Origin of the sequence: Neomicrococcus aestuarii (assembly GCF_014201135.1) — a bacterium.
Lineage (GTDB): Bacteria > Actinomycetota > Actinomycetes > Actinomycetales > Micrococcaceae > Neomicrococcus > Neomicrococcus aestuarii.
Genome location: NZ_JACHDR010000001.1, coordinates 1,973,457 through 1,990,717, shown reverse-complemented (window position 1 = coordinate 1,990,717; position 17,261 = coordinate 1,973,457). Strand labels below are relative to the sequence as shown.

Sequence of the window (17,261 nt, the reverse complement as noted above, 5' to 3'; positions counted from 1 at the left end):
TCAAACCTCCTTTGCTTTCATCAGTATCTCGGTGAGCATCGGAGGAACCGTGCCCGCTGCTTCGAGAGTGGCCGTCCGATAGGCCAGCTGATTCTTCGACAGATTGATGCCAGAAGCAGCCTCGACTGCCTCACATGCCGATTCCCACTCGGGCCAATCGGCCCCGAGGAATGTCTCGAGGTGATCGTCGAAGACTGCCACGTTGTCGGCAACGACTGCCGACGGGAAGTCCTCCTCGGTGCGACCGAAGTACTTGAGCGCAGAGCGGTTAGCGGCGACATGACCAGCCCGCTCCTCATCGATCTTGTTCTGCTCCTTGCCGTTCGTCCGAGCACGCGCCTCAAATCCGCTGTCAGCGTCAAACAGTGCAAAAGTAGGAATCCCCAGGGCCGTCAGGATTGCGTGCGCCAACGGAATTGACTGCTTTCCACCAACTGGAACGATCGAAAGACCAGCTGCCTCCAGGGAGCCCACGCCTCCTCGGTCCCCGACGCCATACAAAACCGCCGACTCTGTAGTGCCTTCGACGAGAAGCGCCCGCTGAGCAAACAGCGCAACCGAGAGTTGATTCGTCACAACGCCGTCGAGTTGGCGATCAACGACCGCAGGCTTGACAACGCCCTTCAGCTTGTCCTTAACATCCACGAGGGACGCCGAGTGGACGGTCACGACCGGGGTTTCATCAGTTGATCGTGTCAGGCGACGCACCTGATCGAAATGCCGCGCTTCCAAAAAGTACGGACTGTGGGTTGCGTAGCTCACCTGGATGCGCTTGTCGGGGTCCTCCGCCAAAGAGCGGAGCACCTTCGCGAATGTCTGAGCCTGAATCGGGTGCTGGAATAGTTCCGGCTCCTCGATGGCCAAGCAGATAACGCCCTCCGCCGACGCCGCACCGGACTGCGCCAGCAGTTGCAGGGAAGAGATCAGCAGGGTGCGTTGGAACCCGTGGCCCTGGCGCTCGACGGCGGTCTCCGTCGCGCCATCCAGAATCGAGACGCCGAACGTAGTCCGCGGGGCTTTGAGCTCTACTTCTGCGGGCATGACCGATACCGCTCGCCCCGGCGTGTACGACGTCACAACCTCGTTAAGCTGCGCCGTCATCGTTTCGAGTTGCGCCTTGAACTTATCCTCATAGACCCGTTGTTGTCGGGCTCGGGCATCCTCCACGATTGTCGCGATTTCCTCGTCGGCCGCTGCTCGGTCAACAGAACGCTCGAGGATACGCCCAATAATGCTCGCCTTACCGTCGAGCGATTCTTCACTGGCACGAAGGTCCGCAGTGACGATCACGAAGTCGAACAGGCCACTCATCTTGCCGCCGCTATTGAAGCCGAAGAAATTGGTCTGCAGCGCCTCCGGAGCCTCCACTAATTGCGGGGTGTTTGCTGCTTCCCACGTCGTCATGGCCAGATCGACGGCCGTCCCCGTGGCCGCAGCGGGAAGCCCTAGCTCCGTTCGAGTTTGACGGAGCTCGGCGTAGAGTTGCTTCTTTGCTGTGGCGCTTGTCGCAGCCTTAATGTCGTTGAAGTCGGGGAAGCTTTTCGCATTCGCCGAGAAGACCTCCACGCCGCTGGCGGAACGCTGCTTCCAAGCGGTAAAAGTGTCGGCTCCGGCGGGAGCATATTTGCCGAGCGCCTCGCGGTCCTTTTCAGTCAGATCGTTGAAGGTGACCTGAACCTCGATATCTTCATCGATCGCCCCGAACGAGCAATCCTTCTCGGTCAACGACCCGGGTTTGCCGTTGAAATACCAGTCAAGAGCGCGGAGCACTGTTGACTTGCCGGTGCCGTTCGGGCCGATGAAGGTCGTGACGCTGTCGAAATCGATCGTCACATCCTTCAGCGTCCGGAAGTTCCGAATTCGAGCTGACTGAATCTTCATTAATTGCTCCCGTCTGGGCCCAGCCCGAAGAACCGTTCGAAGAACCCTCCGAGCTTCTGGATCACGCGTTGCTTCTTCTCGCCATGGCCGCCGTCAGCAGAGAACCGCGATACCGGCGGCAACACCTTCGTGATTGCTGTGCCGCTGGTGCGGATCTGTCCGTCGCGGAACGCGGTCTCAAGGAAGACGCGGGTCTCGTCTGCGCGGAGGTTCTCATCGGTGATGATGCTCTCGAGTTCGGCCTCGCGCTTGGCTGCGATGAATGCTCGCCATTCCTGGTCGATCTCGCCATCCACAGAGAGAGAATCGACGAAGTCCTCGATGAGGTCCTTCTTGTTGCGCAGGGTAGGGCTGGCGTCCACGGCGCGGGAGATCTCGGCACGGATCTCTTTGTCATCACCGTCGCCGCATTCATCGCGGTACTTCTGCACGAGCATGAGGATGTAGTCGACGTTGATCTCGACCTGCTTGATCAGCTCGATCTCGAAGACGACATCATCGTTGATCTGTTCCTTGTCGGCGTCTTTGTCCTTGCGGAACTCGGCATACAGGTCGAGGTAGACGCTGCGGTAGTCCTGGCCTTGACGGTCGGTCAGTAGGGCGGAGCCGTCGAACTCGTCGAACGAAGTCAGGATGTTCTGCAGTCGCAGGATCGCACCGAACAGCTGGATGAACTCCTTCTGCTCAGCCTCACCGATGATCTTCTGACCGAGAGGGAAGGCGCTGAGCAGTTCGTTGACTTTCTCGGCGTAGTCGTTGTAGTACTCGCCGTACGGCTTGAGAAGTACCACGCCGCGGGCGTCCTTGTTTCCGAACAGCGCGATCGCGTCGTTCGTCTCGTCTTCAAGGTCGCGGAAGCTGACGATGTTGCCGTAGGTCTTGACGGAGTTCAGGATGCGGTTCGTGCGCGAGTACGCCTGGATCAACCCGTGCGCGCGCAGGTTCTTGTCGACAAACAGGGTGTTCATCGTGGTCGCGTCGAAGCCGGTTAGGAACATGTTCACGACGATGACCAGGTCGATCTCGCGCTGTTTCAGCTTGAGCGAGAGATCTTTGTAGTAGTTCTGGAACCGGTCGGCGGAGGTGTCAAAGGACGTGCCGAACATGTCGTTGTAGTCCTGGATCGCGTCTTCCAGGAACGAGCGAGCGTCCATGTTCAGTGTGCCAGTGTCAAAGCCCTCTTCGTCGAGGCCGCCGTCTTCGACCGCGTCGTTAGCACCGTAGGAGTAGATCAGACCGACCTTCAACCGCTTATCGGATGGCAGGCCTTCTTGCTGGATCTGGAAGTGGTTGTAGTAAACGCGGGCGGCCTCGATAGACGCGGTCGTGAACAGCGCGTTGAAACCACGCACGCGGCGCTCCCCGAGCGTGTAGTGCTCGGCACGCTTGGTCTTCTGGTCGAAGTGCTCGAGCGTGTACTTCACGATGTCGGAGATGCGGCGCGAGTCGAGCAGGACACTCTCTGTGTCGATCGCAGACACTTGGCTGTCGTCGGGGTTGCCGACCTTGACGGTGTTGACGTAGTCGATCCGGCAGGGAAGCACGTTCTTGTCGGTGATTGCATCGACGATCGTGTGGGTGTGCAGCTTCTCACCGAACGCCTGCTCGGTGGTTTTGAGCTGCGGGTTCCCGCCGCTGCCGGATTTGGCGGAGAAGATCGGGGTGCCCGTGAAGCCGAAGAGGTTGTACCGCTTGAAGGCCTTTGTGATCGCGGTGTGCATGTCGCCGAACTGAACCGTACTGGGTTTGATAGACAGTTTGTGTTCACGCACTGAGTGTTCCAGCCGTGGTTTGTTGGTGGTAATTGGTTTCGAACTCGGTGGGAGTTTGATACCCGATACCTGAATGGATGCGTAGGGTGTTGAACCAGTGCACCCACTGCGCAGTGCTGGTTTCGACTTCTTGTACTGAGCCCCATACTTTCCGTTTCCTCGCGTGAATGAGTTCAGTCTTATACAAACCGATCACCGATTCCATCAACGCGTTATCCAACGCGTCACCCACCGTCCCAATAGAACCCCGCACACCCGCATGTGACAAGGCTTCTTTGAGTTCAGTGGACGTGTATTGCCCGGATTCAACTGGTCGTAGCAACACCTTGATCGTGGAGGTATGCAATGGGAAGACCATCAGCATGGGTGCGGCAGTTCACAGGCCGTTCAGCGATGAAGTCGCCGGGGGCTCCGTCTCATCGTCAGGAGGTCGAACGAGAGTTCTGGAAGCACATCGCCACCGGGATCACCTCTGAGAAGGCAGCAGAGGCCACTGGTGTGTCTCAAGCCGTTGGTGCTCGATGGTTCCGCAATCGTGGTGGTATGCCGCTGTTTATGTCCTCGAAGGTCTCTTCCCGGTACCTTTCCTTCCAAGAGCGTGAGGAGATCGCTCTGCTGCGAGCCCAAGAAATCGGTGTTCGCGAAATAGCTCGTCGTCTAGGACGGAGTCCTTCTACGATTTCACGAGAGTTACGGCGTAACGCGGCCACCCGAGGCGGGAAGTTGGACTATCGAGCCTCAGTTGCTCAATGGAAGTCGGAGGTCTTCGCTCAGCGGCCCAAGACTGCAAAGCTGGTGAGTAATCCCAGGTTGCGGGACTACGTTCAGGACCGACTGGCGGGAAAAGTCACCGCTGCTGACGGACAGGTGATTGATGGGCCTGATGAGGCTGTGTGGAAGGGCAGAAATAAGCCTCATCGCGGGGATCGCCGATGGGTGAAAGGCTGGAGTCCTGAGCAGATCTCCCATCGGCTGAAGGTTGACTTCCCTGAGGATGAGTCCATGCGGATCTCGCACGAAGCTATCTACCAGGCTCTCTACATTCAGGGCCGTGGTGCTCTGAAGCGTGAATTGGTGACCTGCTTGCGCACCGGCCGCGCCCTTCGGGTCCCGCGTGCCCGAGCGCAGGCGAAATCATGGGCCCATGTCGATGAGAAGGTCATTATCAGCCAACGGCCCGCCGAGGTCGAAGACCGAGCCGTGCCAGGCCATTGGGAAGGTGACCTGATCATTGGACTCAATCGCTCGGCAGTCGGCACGCTGGTCGAGCGCACCACACGGTTCACCATGCTTGTCCATCTGCCTCGCGAACAAGGCTACGGCACCCTCCCGCGGAAGAAGAACGGTCCTCCTTTAGCCGGGTACGGGGCAGTGAGCATGAAAAACGCGTTGTCGAAGACTGTTGCGGAACTGCCCGAGCATCTGCGAAAGTCACTCACCTGGGATCGAGGCAAAGAGCTCTCAGCTCATTCTCAGTTCACCGTCGAATCTGGAGTACCAGTCTATTTCGCAGACCCACGTAGCCCCTGGCAACGCGGCACGAACGAGAACACCAATGGGCTGCTACGGCAATACTTCCCCAAAGGCACCGATCTCTCACGATGGGGCGCTGAAGAAGTCGCAGCCATCGCTCACACCCTCAACACCAGGCCGCGAAAGACCCTGGGATGGAGAACCCCAGCTGAAGCGTTCGAAGATTATCTAGAATCAGTACAACAACCGAGTGTTGCTACCACCGATTGAATTCACCTTGAGTGCCGGCGTCTGAATGATGAATCAGCCTTTTCACGCTGAAACGCTGCCCACTAAGCCGTCGAACCATGAGTGCATGATTCAACGCACTCGTCACCAACGAGGTACGCCGAGACGTATCCACGTTCCATCCCAGAATCCTGCGGGAGGCCACATCGGTAATGAACGCGACATACACAAACCCTGACGGGACACGCACATAAGTGAAATCAGCCACCCAGACCGTGTTCAAATCCGTGACGTCCCACCCGCGTTTGACCAGATCAGGGAACCGGTGCGCGCTCCGATCGGAAACCGTGGTCACCGGCTTCTTGCCCCGAACGACCCCGTGAACACCGGCCAATCGCATCAACCGTGCCACGTGATCACGGCCCACAACATGGCCTTCACTCTTGAGTGCATGCCACATTTTCACAATCCCATACACCCCGTAATGACGCTCATGCAGCTGCCTCACGACCGGCACAAGCTCACTATCACGTCGTGTTCTGGCGCTTATTGGTCGGGATTTGAAAGCGTAATACGTGCTCGGGGCGATCTTCACACCAGCATGACGCGTGAGCACCGTGCAGATCGGCTTGACCCCATAGCGATCCCGAAACTGATCAATGAATTTCACGATCAACCTCGTGGGCCTCGAGCACCGCTTACGCATTAAGACGCGGCCGAACGCAAGATCTCGTTCGCCCGCTTCGCTTCCGCGAGCTCGCGCTTCAACCTACGATTCTCGCTCGCCAAATCCACACTCACAGCCCCTGCCAAACCAGGAGTTGATTGTCGATTCCATGTCCGCAACGTGTCATACGGCATCCCCACCACGCCAGCAACCTGCCGGATCGACGCCGTAAGAGACTCTTCCTGATACTCCGAGCGGCGTTCCTGCAACAACCGGACCGCGCGCTCCCGAAACGCTGTGTCGTACTTCACTCCACTGGGCATAACTCATTCTCCAATCAATCATGAGTGTCTACCAAACCCAGTACGGTTCACGAAACCGTCATCCGCTCCGCGTTGAAACAGGTGCCCGGGATCAACCCGAGCAGGCCCGGCCGCAAGGTGTTGATCCGTACCGACGGGGCTGGTGGTTCCAAACAGCTTCTCGGCTTCCTCTCCAGCAAGGGGGTGTCGTACTCGATCGGCTTCACGCTGCCCATGAGCACCCCGGAGCTCTACCACCTCATCCCCGAGACCGCGTGGCAGGACGCCTACAACGCCGACGGCCAGGTCCGCGACGGCGCAGCAGTGGTCGAGTTCACCGACCTCCTCCAGAGCAAGGGATCGTTGAACGGGTATCCCTCAGGGATGCGAGTGATCGTCCGCCGGGAACGCCCCCACCCCGGCGCTCAGCTCCGTTTTGATGATGTCGATGGCTACCGGCTTACCGCCTTCGTCACCAACACCCGCACCGGTCAGTTGGCTGACTTGGAGATGCGGCACCGGCGCCGGGCCCGCTGCGAGGACCGCATCCGCACCGCCAAGGACACCGGCCTGTCGAACCTGCCCTTGCAGGGCTTCGCGCAGAACCGCATCTGGCTGCTCATCGTTGGCTTGGCCAGCGACTTGCTCGCCTGGATGGCCATGCTCTGCCTCGACGGCCCCGCCAGGCGATGGGAACCCAAGACCCTGCGCCACCGCCTGTTCACGATCGCCGCCACGTTGGCCCACACGGGAAGGCGCACCATCCTGCACCTCAAGCGGAACAACCCCTGGTCCACAACCATCCTCGACGGCTGGAAGCGGCTCGCAGCCCTCACGACACCCTGACCACGCCGCCATCCGACCCGACGATCAGCAACACCTCTTCGGCAGTGGAACCGACGCCTACCCGCAGCGCATGCGGGACCTTGTCACACCCCCATGCCAGAATCATGACTACGAGACCGGCAGCGACGCTGGACCGTCGGTCAGCCGGGCCCTATGAAAGATCGAGGTTAGCTTGCGCACCGACGCCTCTGGTCTGTTGGGGCGGCGGATAGCGTGCCCACGGCCGACGGTTGTGGGCGACGGTAAGAAGCCCTCGGTGTCGCTACCCGATTCAACCGTCTCCGAGTAAGTCGCCGTGTCGAAGGGACGTGACGAGTCCGATGCGCGACAATGATTCATGACAGGGATCTCATGACAACCTAGGCGATTCGCACAGCTGAGCCATCGCCAGAGAGCGAGGCCGGCGATGGCGACAGCACCACCGCAGATCAGACTCTGGGACGACAACCCCAGCAGCCTGGACCTACTGGGGTTCGACGCGGTGGTCGATCCCATCGTCGCGGCAGTCCGGGAGCACCAGATTCACCCTCTGACACTCTCGGTACAGAGCCCCTGGGGTGGCGGGAAGTCCACTGTGCTCAAGCTCATCGAAGCCGAGTTCGAAAATGATGAGACCTGCTTCGTCGTCTCGACCAATCCTTGGGTTTACGACGATCAGGATGATGTCAAGGGCACCCTGATATCCGAGATCCTTCACGGTATCCAAGCGCAGATCAAAGACACTGGCGTCAAAGAGAGTGTCGGCAAGAAGGCCAAAGAGCTTCTGGAGCGGATCAGCTGGAGCCGAGCGGCTGTAGCGATTGCCAAGGGCGCTTTGACTTTTCAGGTCGATCCGCAGCAGATCGCCGACATCTTCCGCCCGAAGGATCCCGCTGGCCCGGAGTCAATGGCGAGTTTCAACGATGCGTACAAGGACTTGCTGGCCTTGATACCGAAAGTGGAGCGGGTCGTTGTTCTTGTAGACGATCTTGATCGTTGCCTGCCGGATGCGGTGACTGCGACGCTCGAGGCGATCAAGCTGTTCTTGTCGACAGAGAAGATGGTGTTCGTGCTGGCGGCGGATCAGGACATGGTTCGTGACGCCATCTCGGTCAGCCTGGACGGGGCTCGACGCGGCGATGTCTTCGCGAGGCGTTACCTGGAGAAGATTGTCCAGATTCCTATCGCGCTTCCGCGGCTATCTGGAACGGATGCGGAGGCGTACATCGGGCTCCTGATCGCGGGACGCACGATGGAGAAGGAAGACCTGCGCAAGTTGGCCGACCACGTCCGTAGCCGCAGGAACCAGAATCTGACGCCGCTGCTGCACGAACTTGGCGAACTGAAACCTGCACCGTCCGAGGAAGATCTGGCATTGGCGACCCAGCTCGCCGAGGGCTTGAGTGCCGATCGTCGCTCTAATCCCCGTCAGATCAAGCGATTCCTCAACGCGTTCGGTGTCCGGGAGTCCATCGCGCAAGCACGTCAGGTCAAGATCGCTCCGGCCGTGATGATCAAGATGTTGCTGCTCGAAGAGTTGCACCGCACGTCCTTCAACACCCTCGCTGCAGCTCCCGCCCAGGACCGCAGGGCGCTCCTGGCCCGCTGGGAGGCATGGGCGAACCCATCAGGAGAAGAGGGAGAGAACGCGACGCTTCCGACCGGCATCGATGATGGAACGAAGGATTGGGCGGCTGCGCCACCGTTCCTCAGTGATGAGAACCTGGACCCTTACATCAGTCTGGCTGCCAGCCTGATTAACGTCAGCATGGGCGCGCAGGTTTCGGACGACGTACTTGCCTTCATCAATGATCTTCTCGGAGAAAGCGAAGCTGCACGCAACGTCGCTGCCGAGAAGCTGTGTGATCGAGGCCAAGATGAACAACTTGCCGCGCTGGAAGTGCTGATTGGTGCCACGAAACGGACCGATAACGCTGAAGCGGTGATCCGAGGTGCCGTCCTCTGGGTGAGCAAGAACGCCACACTCGACGAGGCCGCCGCGGAGGGTATTGAGTCCCACTGCTGGGGAAATCGCCTCACGCCAGGATCAATCGTGGAACTCGCCAACAGCGGTCGCCCCGCGCTCCTAGGGCTAGTGCGCCGCGCTGCGCAGGACACCTCGCTGCACGCCGCAACACGAGAAGCCGCGCGCGACGAACTGGAGCAGCTCGATGGGAACTAGCGGCGCATACGGCGGCAGTAATACCGCCGAATGGAACGATTTCCGGGATGCCTGGTGCGATCTCGGCTCCTCGAGCGGCGGAAGCGTCGCAGACGCCGAGGCCTCCGAACCCGCCCCACCTTCGGACACGCTTTTCGATCCTGCACAGCCAGCCTCAGACCTCGACCGCGCTGGTCAAGCGCTCATCGACGCGCTGTGGCGCGACGATCCTGCCACCCGAGGCAACACAGTCCCCCCGATTCCTCGCCCTCGCGTCCCAGGACGCCGCGGGGCTGGCGCGGGAGGAGCAGGCGGTGCCCGCTCCTCTGGAGGACGTTCCGCAGGCACAGGCCGATCCGGCAGCAGGTCAACCAGGCAGGTAATTGGCGGGGCTTCTCGTGGTGGCGCGACGATCGGCGCCGCATACGCGCTCAGGGACCGCGACGCCCAACGGCTGTCGGACTACGGGCTCTCGCTGGAGGAGTTCGACTCCCTAACTCCTCGCGCGCGCATCAGTAGGCTCGTCACGATTATGGTCGGCGACGACGGACACCCCGACGATCGAGCCATCCGACAGGCAGCCACCGAGCAGGTCAAGAAGATCGTTGGCGTTGAGGGAGAACCGCCCACCGCCACCGAAGCGATCAAAGGATTCGTCAGCGCCTACATTTTCCAACTCGGGCTCGTGGAACTCCAAGACCAGATCACTAACGGCACTCTTGATGGCAATGAGGCCGTCGTACGCGAACGGATGCTACGCGGCTGGATCGATGCGAAGGTGCGCGGACTGGACATCGACGCTAGCCCAGCACTGTCCGCGAACAGCCTGCATCAAGCGGCAGCCGACCTTGCCCAACGAGCGATCCGTGTACTAAGAGCGAGGTGATCGACATGCCACAGACTCACTTCTACCTCTCCGGCGAAGATTCCACGAACGATAACTTGGCCGCCTACCAGCGGCTTCGGTGGCCAACCGTGGCAGCCGAGACTGACACCGTCAAGAGCGGACTCGGCTGGTGGTTGCCTTCACTGGGACATGTCCCAGACCAAGCCATCGACCTGACGCGCATCGCTGGCGCCGCGTACCTCGCCGATCGGCTTTCAGGAAGACCGACCGCCTTCACACGGCGCCTCCAACTGACCGTCGAAGTCGCTGATCCTGCGCCCTGGGAAGGCCAAGCCGCCAACCAACTCGCCCAACTGCTCACCTGGCTGACCGGCGACACCTGGGAGATCGAACTCGTTCAGGACCCCACCGCAAGACCCGCGGCCACCTCCGATAAGTCAGCCGATACCGTCGCGTCGGTCGCTCTACTCAGCGGAGGCCTCGACTCCTATCTCGGTGCGCTACACCTGCTGTCTACCATGGACGACGCTCCGCTGTTCGTCGGCCACTACGACACCGCTACCGCCGTGCGACGCGCCCAGAACACCATCCGCTCCTGGCTCCAAGAGAGCTACAAACCGGCGCCCTCCTACACGCAGATTGAGTTCACGCAGGCTGCTGGCAAGAAGGAATCCTCCAGCAGGAGCCGTTCTTTACTATTCATGGCGCTTGGAGTTGCCATCGCATCAAGTCGCCAGGCTACGACGCTCCTCGTGCCCGAGAACGGTTTCACCAGCCTAAATCTTCCGCTGCATCCCAACCGGGCCGGTGCGCTTTCGACCCGCTCCACCCATCCCGAGACCTTTTATCGCGTCAACGAACTCCTGCACACCCTCGGACTGTCGATATCGGTGACGAACCCGTTTGCCGACTACACCAAGGGTGAGGAGATGCGCCTGGTCGCTGACGGCCAGCCACCGACAGGATGGGAGCGCACCGCAGGATTGACAGTCTCGTGCAGCAAACTCGACGGGGCGCGCATCAAGGGCGGCAACTCCACTCTCAACTGCGGGCTGTGCTACGCATGCGTCACCCGTCGTGGTTCCTATATTGCGGCTGAGGTAGACGACACGACCATCTACCTCTCTGACAACCTGGACGGGAACGCTCGTGACGAACTCCTAGAGCGTCGTTACAGTGACCGCGCCGCCATCAGCTACGCGATAGCACGCGGTATCGACGAATACGCGATCGACGCAGGGACGTGGCCCCCAGATGCCGATCTAGACGCAATCAGCGATCTCGCTGAACGCGGACTGTCCGAACTGAGGGAAGTGGACCTGACATGACCGGTGCCAAACTTCCCGCGCTGGACGCCCATGCGCACATCGCTCCCGACGTCACCCAGGGTCAGATTGCTGCGCTCGGCAACGCTGTTGTGTTCGCTGTGACGCGAAGCCTGCATGAAGCGGACCAGGTCAAGAACCGGCGCGACAACTCACTCGTCTGGGGAGTCGGAGTTCACCCAGCGGTCGCGGCCGCTCGCGCCGTTTGGGACGCAGCGCGGTTCGAAGAGCTTCTAGGCTCGTTCGCGCTTGTCGGTGAGATCGGCCTGGACCGACGCGGCGGGAGCTGGGCTCAGCAACGCTCCATCTTTCACGAAGTCCTCACCATCGTCCGCGACGAGCCCGTGCTGGTCTCCGTTCACAGCTCCGGGGCACCAACCGAGGTCGTCCAACACCTCCACGATGTCAACGTGCGTGGAGCAATCCTTCATTGGTTCAACGGAGACGACACCGACGTCAAACGGGCGATCGACATGGATGCGTACTTCTCAGTCAACGCCGCGATGTCCGAAGAACAGCTTCGCCGCCTCCCGCGCGACCGAGTTCTGTGCGAGACGGACTTCCCGGCTCGAAAGGTCCGCGCCCGCACGCCCGCTGACACACAGAGGATCGAGAAGCTGCTGAGCGAAGCCTGGAGCATCAGCACTGGCGAAGTCCGGGCTACGACATGGTGGAACCTACGCACGCTCAGCGAGCGTTCCGGTGCCATCGAGCGCTTACCTGAGAAGATCGCAGATGTCCTGCTGTATTTGTAGATCCCAAGCACTGATCGCGTTTCGGTTTGATCATTCCGTTCAGCCGCGAACAACGCTTCGGCAGTCTTCGCCGAAGCCCATCCGCCGACAGCATCCCGCGAAGGGTGCTGGCTGGACGATCGCAACGATGGATAACTCGGGGCCGTGATGAACACCGCGTATCCACTCCCGACTCCTTCCACGGTGCGTCAGCTATACGGGTCTGCATTCCGGTGCGCGCATCCGGAGTGCAGCCGACCGTTGTACAAGCTCTCGGACGACACGGGTGACCGACTGCTGAACAGCCGAGTCGCCCATATCCACGCCCGCCGCAAGGGCGGACCACGGTGGCTCAAGATGACTGCCGACGAGAACCGGGCCTTCGACAACCTCGTTCTGCTATGCATCGAGCACTCCTACGAGATCGACGAGATGCCGGAGCTTTTCCCTGCCGACCTGCTTCGCGAGTGGAAGGCGGCGCAGATCGCAGAGCACGACCGCCTCCAACGCAACTGGCCGATCAACGACGATGAGGCAACTGAGGTGCTCGTCGCGTCAGAGTCGTTTGACGCGCTGCATGCTCCGTCAACGGTCGAACTGGTGCGTCGGGTAGAGGCACTTCGACTCGCGGCTGGGCGGACTCGCGCCGTCGTACGCTCGTGGGCTGGGCGTTGGCAGCAACTGCGAGAGCAGACGCGAAGATCTTTCAACATGTGGGATGACGAGGGCAATCCGGTGCACGTGGAGCCGTCGGAGATGGAAGTTCGCCCGATACAGGAGGGCATTCAGTCGGCTCTGGCGGCAGCGCTCGATGAAGTGGGGCCTGCGGCGGAGGCGGCACGAATCGAACTTGCTGCGGTCCGAGTGACAGGTAGACAGGTTGCTCCGTGGTGCGACGCTCTGGAACGTGCGATCACGGAGCTGATCGATACGGCTTCGACCTGGACGGGACGCTCTGAACCGGCGTCGGACACGGCATTCGATGATGCGCTGGGGGAACTCCAGCGATCGGTCACCGATCTCGTGCGCGCCTCTCGTGGCGAACAGGTCGCGGTGCCCGAGCTTCCACCAATCGCCAATGAGCCCGAGCAGGTGGACCCCCTGGCGGAACACCGAAAGCTCCTCGATGAAGCCCGACCGTTCCATCGAGTCCGTCACCGTCCGTACGACCCGGAACTCCGCGAGCGTGTTGCAGGCGCGACCGCTCAAGCCGCAGCGATCCCACCGACCGCACACTTCCTCGCGATTGGTCTTGACCCCACCGCCGCTCTCGCGATTGCGGTAGGGGGCAACGCGACCGAGGATGAGCGGCTCAAGCTTGTGGAACGGGATCAACAGCGGCTTCCAATCTGTGCTGCGGCCGCACTACTCCAGGAGGCCGGTCGCCACGGCGACGCGAAGGATGCCCCTGCCGTTGCCGCAGATGAGAACCTACGTCGCTTATGGTCGGAAACGGACTGGTCCAAAGGTGCCTCGTGGGTCGGCAACGACGTCAACGGTCAGTCGATGATGTGGGCCTTCGCCCGTGCGACATCAGACGCTGAAGTGCATGACCGCCTTGCCCATGCTCTAGAGACTGCGCCGCAGTTGCTGACGTCTCTTGTCGTCTCCTGCGCCGGCTGGGTAGAGCAGCTCGACTTTCAGACGTGTAACCTCATCGGATTCGATCGCACCTATCGCGAGCTTCCTCCCTGGCTACCCGTCAAGGCCATCAGGACGCTGGCAGCAGATGTAAAGGCGCTCGACAAAGGCATTGACGACGCGGACGTCCTGAACGCGCTTCTGCGGCACGCCCTCAGCGAAGTGGAGTAACAGTGAAATGCACCCCCCCGCGCGACCGACGCGCCACCAGCGCATGAGTGTTGATGCTCGGCACATGCTCGCGCTCGGCAAGTCAGGGCGGTATAAGCTCAAGCGGGACGCAGAAGCCATTTCCCCCAAGGTCTTGGCCGCTTTGCCCAACTGGGTCGCGCTCGACCCGACCCGTGAAGTCGCCGATCTCCTTGTCGGTGTCGATGAGGTACGTGTGACGTCACGGGCCGGAGTTCCGGTGAGCGGGCGCCCCTGCTTATGAGTCTTCCAAGAGCCTGCGGAACAGGTTCGTGACACTATCGGGATGGTCGATCTCGTGGTCGAGGTCGACCTCGAGAGCGGCACGAAGCTCAGGCAGGTCGGGTGCAGCGTACGCAGGGCTCTCCACGAACGAGATGACTTCGCGGATCGCTGCATCCCACCACTTCTGCGTGCCCCGTTCACCGCGCTGTGCACGGCGATCCTTGAGTAGGTCTTGCCAGACTCGCAGCTCCCAGGTGTTGCGGCCTGCCTCAATGGAGCCCTCGCCGGAGAGAAGCTCACGGAGCCGAGCCTCCAACTGATCCGCGCGCTTGGACTTGCGCTCCCAGGTGTCGACAGTGAAGTTCCACCAGACCTTTTGCCGTAGCCGCATGACTCTGTATGCCAGGTTCTGAGTGGAGTCGTCTTGGATGTCCTCGACGACTCGCTGAAGCTCACGAACGATGCGTTGTACATGCTCGACTTCGTAGGACACGGTGTCGACTGAAGACGCAGCGGAATCTGCGGAAGATGAAGCGGACTCTGCCGCGTCTGCGGCGTCTTGTGTGGTTCTGGTGAGCGCCAGGATTGGTGTAGCGACGTTGTTTTCGATCCCTTCAGCGATCTGGTCGACCTGGCTGCCCACGGCACCGACAGCTGAACGAAGCTCATCACTGACCTGGCGGAAGCGCATCGCGAAACTACCCGCTTCGCGGTCCAGGTAGATGCGTAGCAGCTCCTCATCGGTCAGCGCGCGCGTGGACCGGCCCTGCCGAGTTTGGCGACGGCCCTGGTCATCGAAGTGTGGTGGCATAGTCGGGCGAACCTCTACGCGGACGAACGGCGTTGGCTCGGCTACGCCCTCCTCCACGATGAAGACTTCGACCGGGACTGGTCGTGTCTTGCTCGTAACGTCTTGGATACGGGACACGGCCTTGTCGAGACCTCTGGGCAGTCCGACCCATCAGGTCAGCTACTGCATCGTGCACAAGGTCGACCGCCTCGCCCGCAACCGGGTAGATGACGTCGAGATCCACCGCCGCCTCGTCGAAGCCGGGGTGACGTTGGTTTCGGCGACGGAGAACATCGATGAGACGCCATCGGGGATGCTGCTGCACGGCATCATGTCCACGATCGCCGAGTTCTACTCCCGCAACCTCGCCACCGAGGTCGCCAAGGGTATGAACCAGGAGGCCATCGGCGGCGGCACGAACGGGCGCGCGCCCATCGGGTACCTGAACGTTCGCAAGCGCGATGAGCTCGGCCGTGAGGTTCGCACCATCGAGCTCGATCCCGAGCGAGCGCCGATGATCGAGTGGGCGTTCAAGGCCTACGCCTCGGGCAACTGGAGCGTCAGCCAGCTCCATGACGAGCTCACCTCGCGCGGGCTTCGCAGCCTGCCCACGCCTAAGAGGCCGGCGAAGCCGCTGGCGGTGTCCACCATCCATCGGCTCCTGACCAACCCTTACTACAAGGGCGATGTCATCTACCGAGGCACCCGCTACAAGGGCAACCACCCGGCGCTGGTGCCCGCCGAGGTCTGGTACCAGGTCCAGTCCGTGCTCACCGCGCACCAGTGCGCCGTCGAGGCAACCCAAGTCCACGGCCACTACCTCAAAGGCACCATCCACTGCGGCCAGTGCGGCTCCAGGCTCATCGTCTCCAACGCGAAGAACCGCCACGGCAACGTCTACTGCTACTTCGTGTGCTCCGGTCGGTACTCCAAGCGCACCGACTGCACACGCCAGGCGATGCTCATCGAAGATGTCGAGAAGCTCATCGAGGACTACTACACCCGCGTCCAGATCACGCCCGCCCAGCAGGACGCGCTGCAGGGATGCTCCAACATGAGTTCGACCGGCTCATGGCTGCTGAAACCGAGGAACTCGAACGCCTCACCACCAACCGCGACCGGCTCGAGGGCGAGCAGGACCGCCTCATGCAAGCGCACTAGGCCGACGCGATTCCACTCTCGGTGCTCAAGCGCGAGCAGGACCGCATCGTCGCCGAACTCGACCAAGTGACCCGCCGCATCGACGCCCACTTCGGCGACTACGCCGACGCCCGAGCCCACCTCGACGACGCCCTCGGCCTGCTCGCCAACTGCGCCGACATCTACACCCGCTGCGACGACACCAACCGGCGTCTGTGCAACCAGGCGTTCTTCACGAAGTTCTTCATCGACGAGGACAACGAGCTTCGCGTCGAGCACAACCGCCCCGTCGAGATGCTGCTCGATCCGCAGGTCAACGCCAACGCTCTGACCAGGGCCGCGGACGCGAACAAGGCCCGAACCCCGACCAACGTTTCCGTTGGCAAGGGTTCGAGCCTTGTGCGTGCGGTGGAGGTAAGGGTGTTGAGTCTCACCACATCGTTCACCCCATCTCCTGGGACATCCTTCACCCCGAACGTTTCTCTTTCCGGGGCTTTTATCGGTGGCGAGTGATCGTTCACCTAAAGACCTGGGACATCGTTCACTTCCGGGCGATTCACACCCATGTCCTAGGACATCGTTCACGAAGATAAACCGTGAGCACCCGGAACAAAGCCATCATCCTGGCCGTCGCCAAGCTCGTCGTGACCGCGGCGTTAGCGAAACCCCGTGCCGCTAAAAATGCCATGTTGAGTGTTCTGAAACCGGAGTATTTTCGACGCCGCGATTCACGTTACAAACTCAAATGCCTGCGAACCACGCAGCAAACGAGTTCCGGCAGCCACGTGAACTGCACCCTGTCAGATCGAGTCCAGATCATTGCAACGCCGCACTTGCATACGCTCCCGTGTCGGCCTCGACAGCGGAACACGACATCTATGGGCCATCCGTGCAGCTGATTCACATCGACGCGCGTCTGCGACCACTGTCATCGACACAAAAACCGGAGAAATACTCAAACAGTTCGAAATCGACCCCAACAAGAACTACCAAAAACAAAAACCCAGCACCCACCAGGCACCAAGTTAAACAAAAATGTCCTGGGACATCGTTCAGAACGA

The 17,261-nt window shown here is 60.9% G+C and carries 13 protein-coding genes and 2 pseudogenes; 9 read left to right on the top strand and 6 right to left on the bottom strand.

All coding sequences use genetic code 11. From position 1 onward, the window contains the following. From HD598_RS08985 to HD598_RS08975, 3 genes and pseudogenes are all read right to left on the bottom strand, one after another. On the bottom strand, positions 1 to 1,881 hold the full coding sequence (locus HD598_RS08985) for an ATP-dependent nuclease (protein ID WP_183665314.1): 1,881 nt from the start codon (positions 1,879 to 1,881) through the stop codon (positions 1 to 3). After that, complete coding sequence (locus HD598_RS08980; protein ID WP_311539005.1) at positions 1,881 to 3,653, bottom strand: type I restriction endonuclease subunit R, EcoR124 family; 1,773 nt, start codon at positions 3,651 to 3,653, stop codon at positions 1,881 to 1,883. Before HD598_RS08980 ends, HD598_RS08985 begins: the two co-directional genes overlap by 1 nt. Then, positions 3,646 to 3,951 (bottom strand): annotated as a pseudogene (locus tag HD598_RS08975) (transposase); the annotation flags it as partial. The pseudogene HD598_RS08975 and the gene HD598_RS08980, both read right to left, overlap by 8 nt. A 47-nt stretch (positions 3,952 to 3,998) precedes the next feature. Here HD598_RS08975 and HD598_RS08970 point away from each other — a divergent pair. Continuing rightward, entirely contained in the window at positions 3,999 to 5,396 is a 1,398-nt protein-coding gene (locus HD598_RS08970) for an IS30 family transposase (RefSeq protein ID WP_183662820.1), read from the top strand. On the opposite strand, the gene HD598_RS08965 is transcribed toward HD598_RS08970, so the two are convergent. Beyond that, positions 5,383 to 6,060: an IS3 family transposase gene (locus HD598_RS08965; RefSeq protein ID WP_260170526.1), complete on the bottom strand. Its 678-nt coding sequence runs from the start codon at positions 6,058 to 6,060 to the stop codon at positions 5,383 to 5,385. The two genes, HD598_RS08970 and HD598_RS08965, sit on opposite strands and share 14 nt — an antisense overlap. Further along, positions 6,060 to 6,344, bottom strand: coding sequence for a transposase (locus HD598_RS08960; RefSeq protein WP_183665308.1), 285 nt, complete (start codon positions 6,342 to 6,344; stop codon positions 6,060 to 6,062). Before HD598_RS08960 ends, HD598_RS08965 begins: the two co-directional genes overlap by 1 nt. Before the next feature lie 48 nt (positions 6,345 to 6,392). Here HD598_RS08960 and HD598_RS08955 point away from each other — a divergent pair. From HD598_RS08955 to HD598_RS08930, 6 genes and pseudogenes are all read left to right on the top strand, one after another. Beyond that, positions 6,393 to 7,169: pseudogene (locus HD598_RS08955) on the top strand (transposase); the annotation flags it as partial. A 406-nt stretch (positions 7,170 to 7,575) separates the two neighbouring features. Next, positions 7,576 to 9,330 (top strand): KAP family P-loop NTPase fold protein, encoded by a 1,755-nt coding sequence (locus HD598_RS08950; protein WP_183665306.1) that lies wholly within the window; start codon positions 7,576 to 7,578, stop codon positions 9,328 to 9,330. Next, the gene (locus HD598_RS08945; protein WP_183665304.1) at positions 9,320 to 10,195 is read left to right on the top strand and encodes a hypothetical protein; all 876 of its coding nucleotides are present in this window, start codon (positions 9,320 to 9,322) and stop codon (positions 10,193 to 10,195) included. The genes HD598_RS08950 and HD598_RS08945 overlap by 11 nt, the downstream gene beginning before the upstream one ends. A gap of 5 nt (positions 10,196 to 10,200) precedes the next feature. Beyond that, the gene (locus tag HD598_RS08940; RefSeq protein ID WP_183665302.1) at positions 10,201 to 11,484 is read left to right on the top strand and encodes a queuosine biosynthesis protein queC; all 1,284 of its coding nucleotides are present in this window, start codon (positions 10,201 to 10,203) and stop codon (positions 11,482 to 11,484) included. Further along, a complete protein-coding gene (locus HD598_RS08935; RefSeq protein WP_183665299.1) occupies positions 11,481 to 12,236 on the top strand; it encodes a TatD family hydrolase in 756 nt (251 codons plus the stop codon). The genes HD598_RS08940 and HD598_RS08935 overlap by 4 nt, the downstream gene beginning before the upstream one ends. A 240-nt stretch (positions 12,237 to 12,476) precedes the next feature. After that, a complete protein-coding gene (locus tag HD598_RS08930; RefSeq protein WP_183665297.1) occupies positions 12,477 to 14,027 on the top strand; it encodes a hypothetical protein in 1,551 nt (516 codons plus the stop codon). A 256-nt stretch (positions 14,028 to 14,283) separates the two neighbouring features. On the opposite strand, the gene HD598_RS08925 is transcribed toward HD598_RS08930, so the two are convergent. Further along, positions 14,284 to 15,198, bottom strand: coding sequence for a hypothetical protein (locus tag HD598_RS08925; RefSeq protein ID WP_183665295.1), 915 nt, complete (start codon positions 15,196 to 15,198; stop codon positions 14,284 to 14,286). Between the two features lie 4 nt (positions 15,199 to 15,202). Here HD598_RS08925 and HD598_RS08920 point away from each other — a divergent pair, with 4 nt between their 5' ends. Together HD598_RS08920 and HD598_RS13545 are read left to right on the top strand one after the other, a co-directional pair. Continuing rightward, the gene (locus tag HD598_RS08920; RefSeq protein WP_183665293.1) at positions 15,203 to 16,291 is read left to right on the top strand and encodes a recombinase family protein; all 1,089 of its coding nucleotides are present in this window, start codon (positions 15,203 to 15,205) and stop codon (positions 16,289 to 16,291) included. Then, entirely contained in the window at positions 16,243 to 16,713 is a 471-nt protein-coding gene (locus tag HD598_RS13545; protein WP_260170525.1) for a hypothetical protein, read from the top strand. The genes HD598_RS08920 and HD598_RS13545 overlap by 49 nt, the downstream gene beginning before the upstream one ends. Positions 16,714 to 17,261 lie beyond the last annotated feature (548 nt).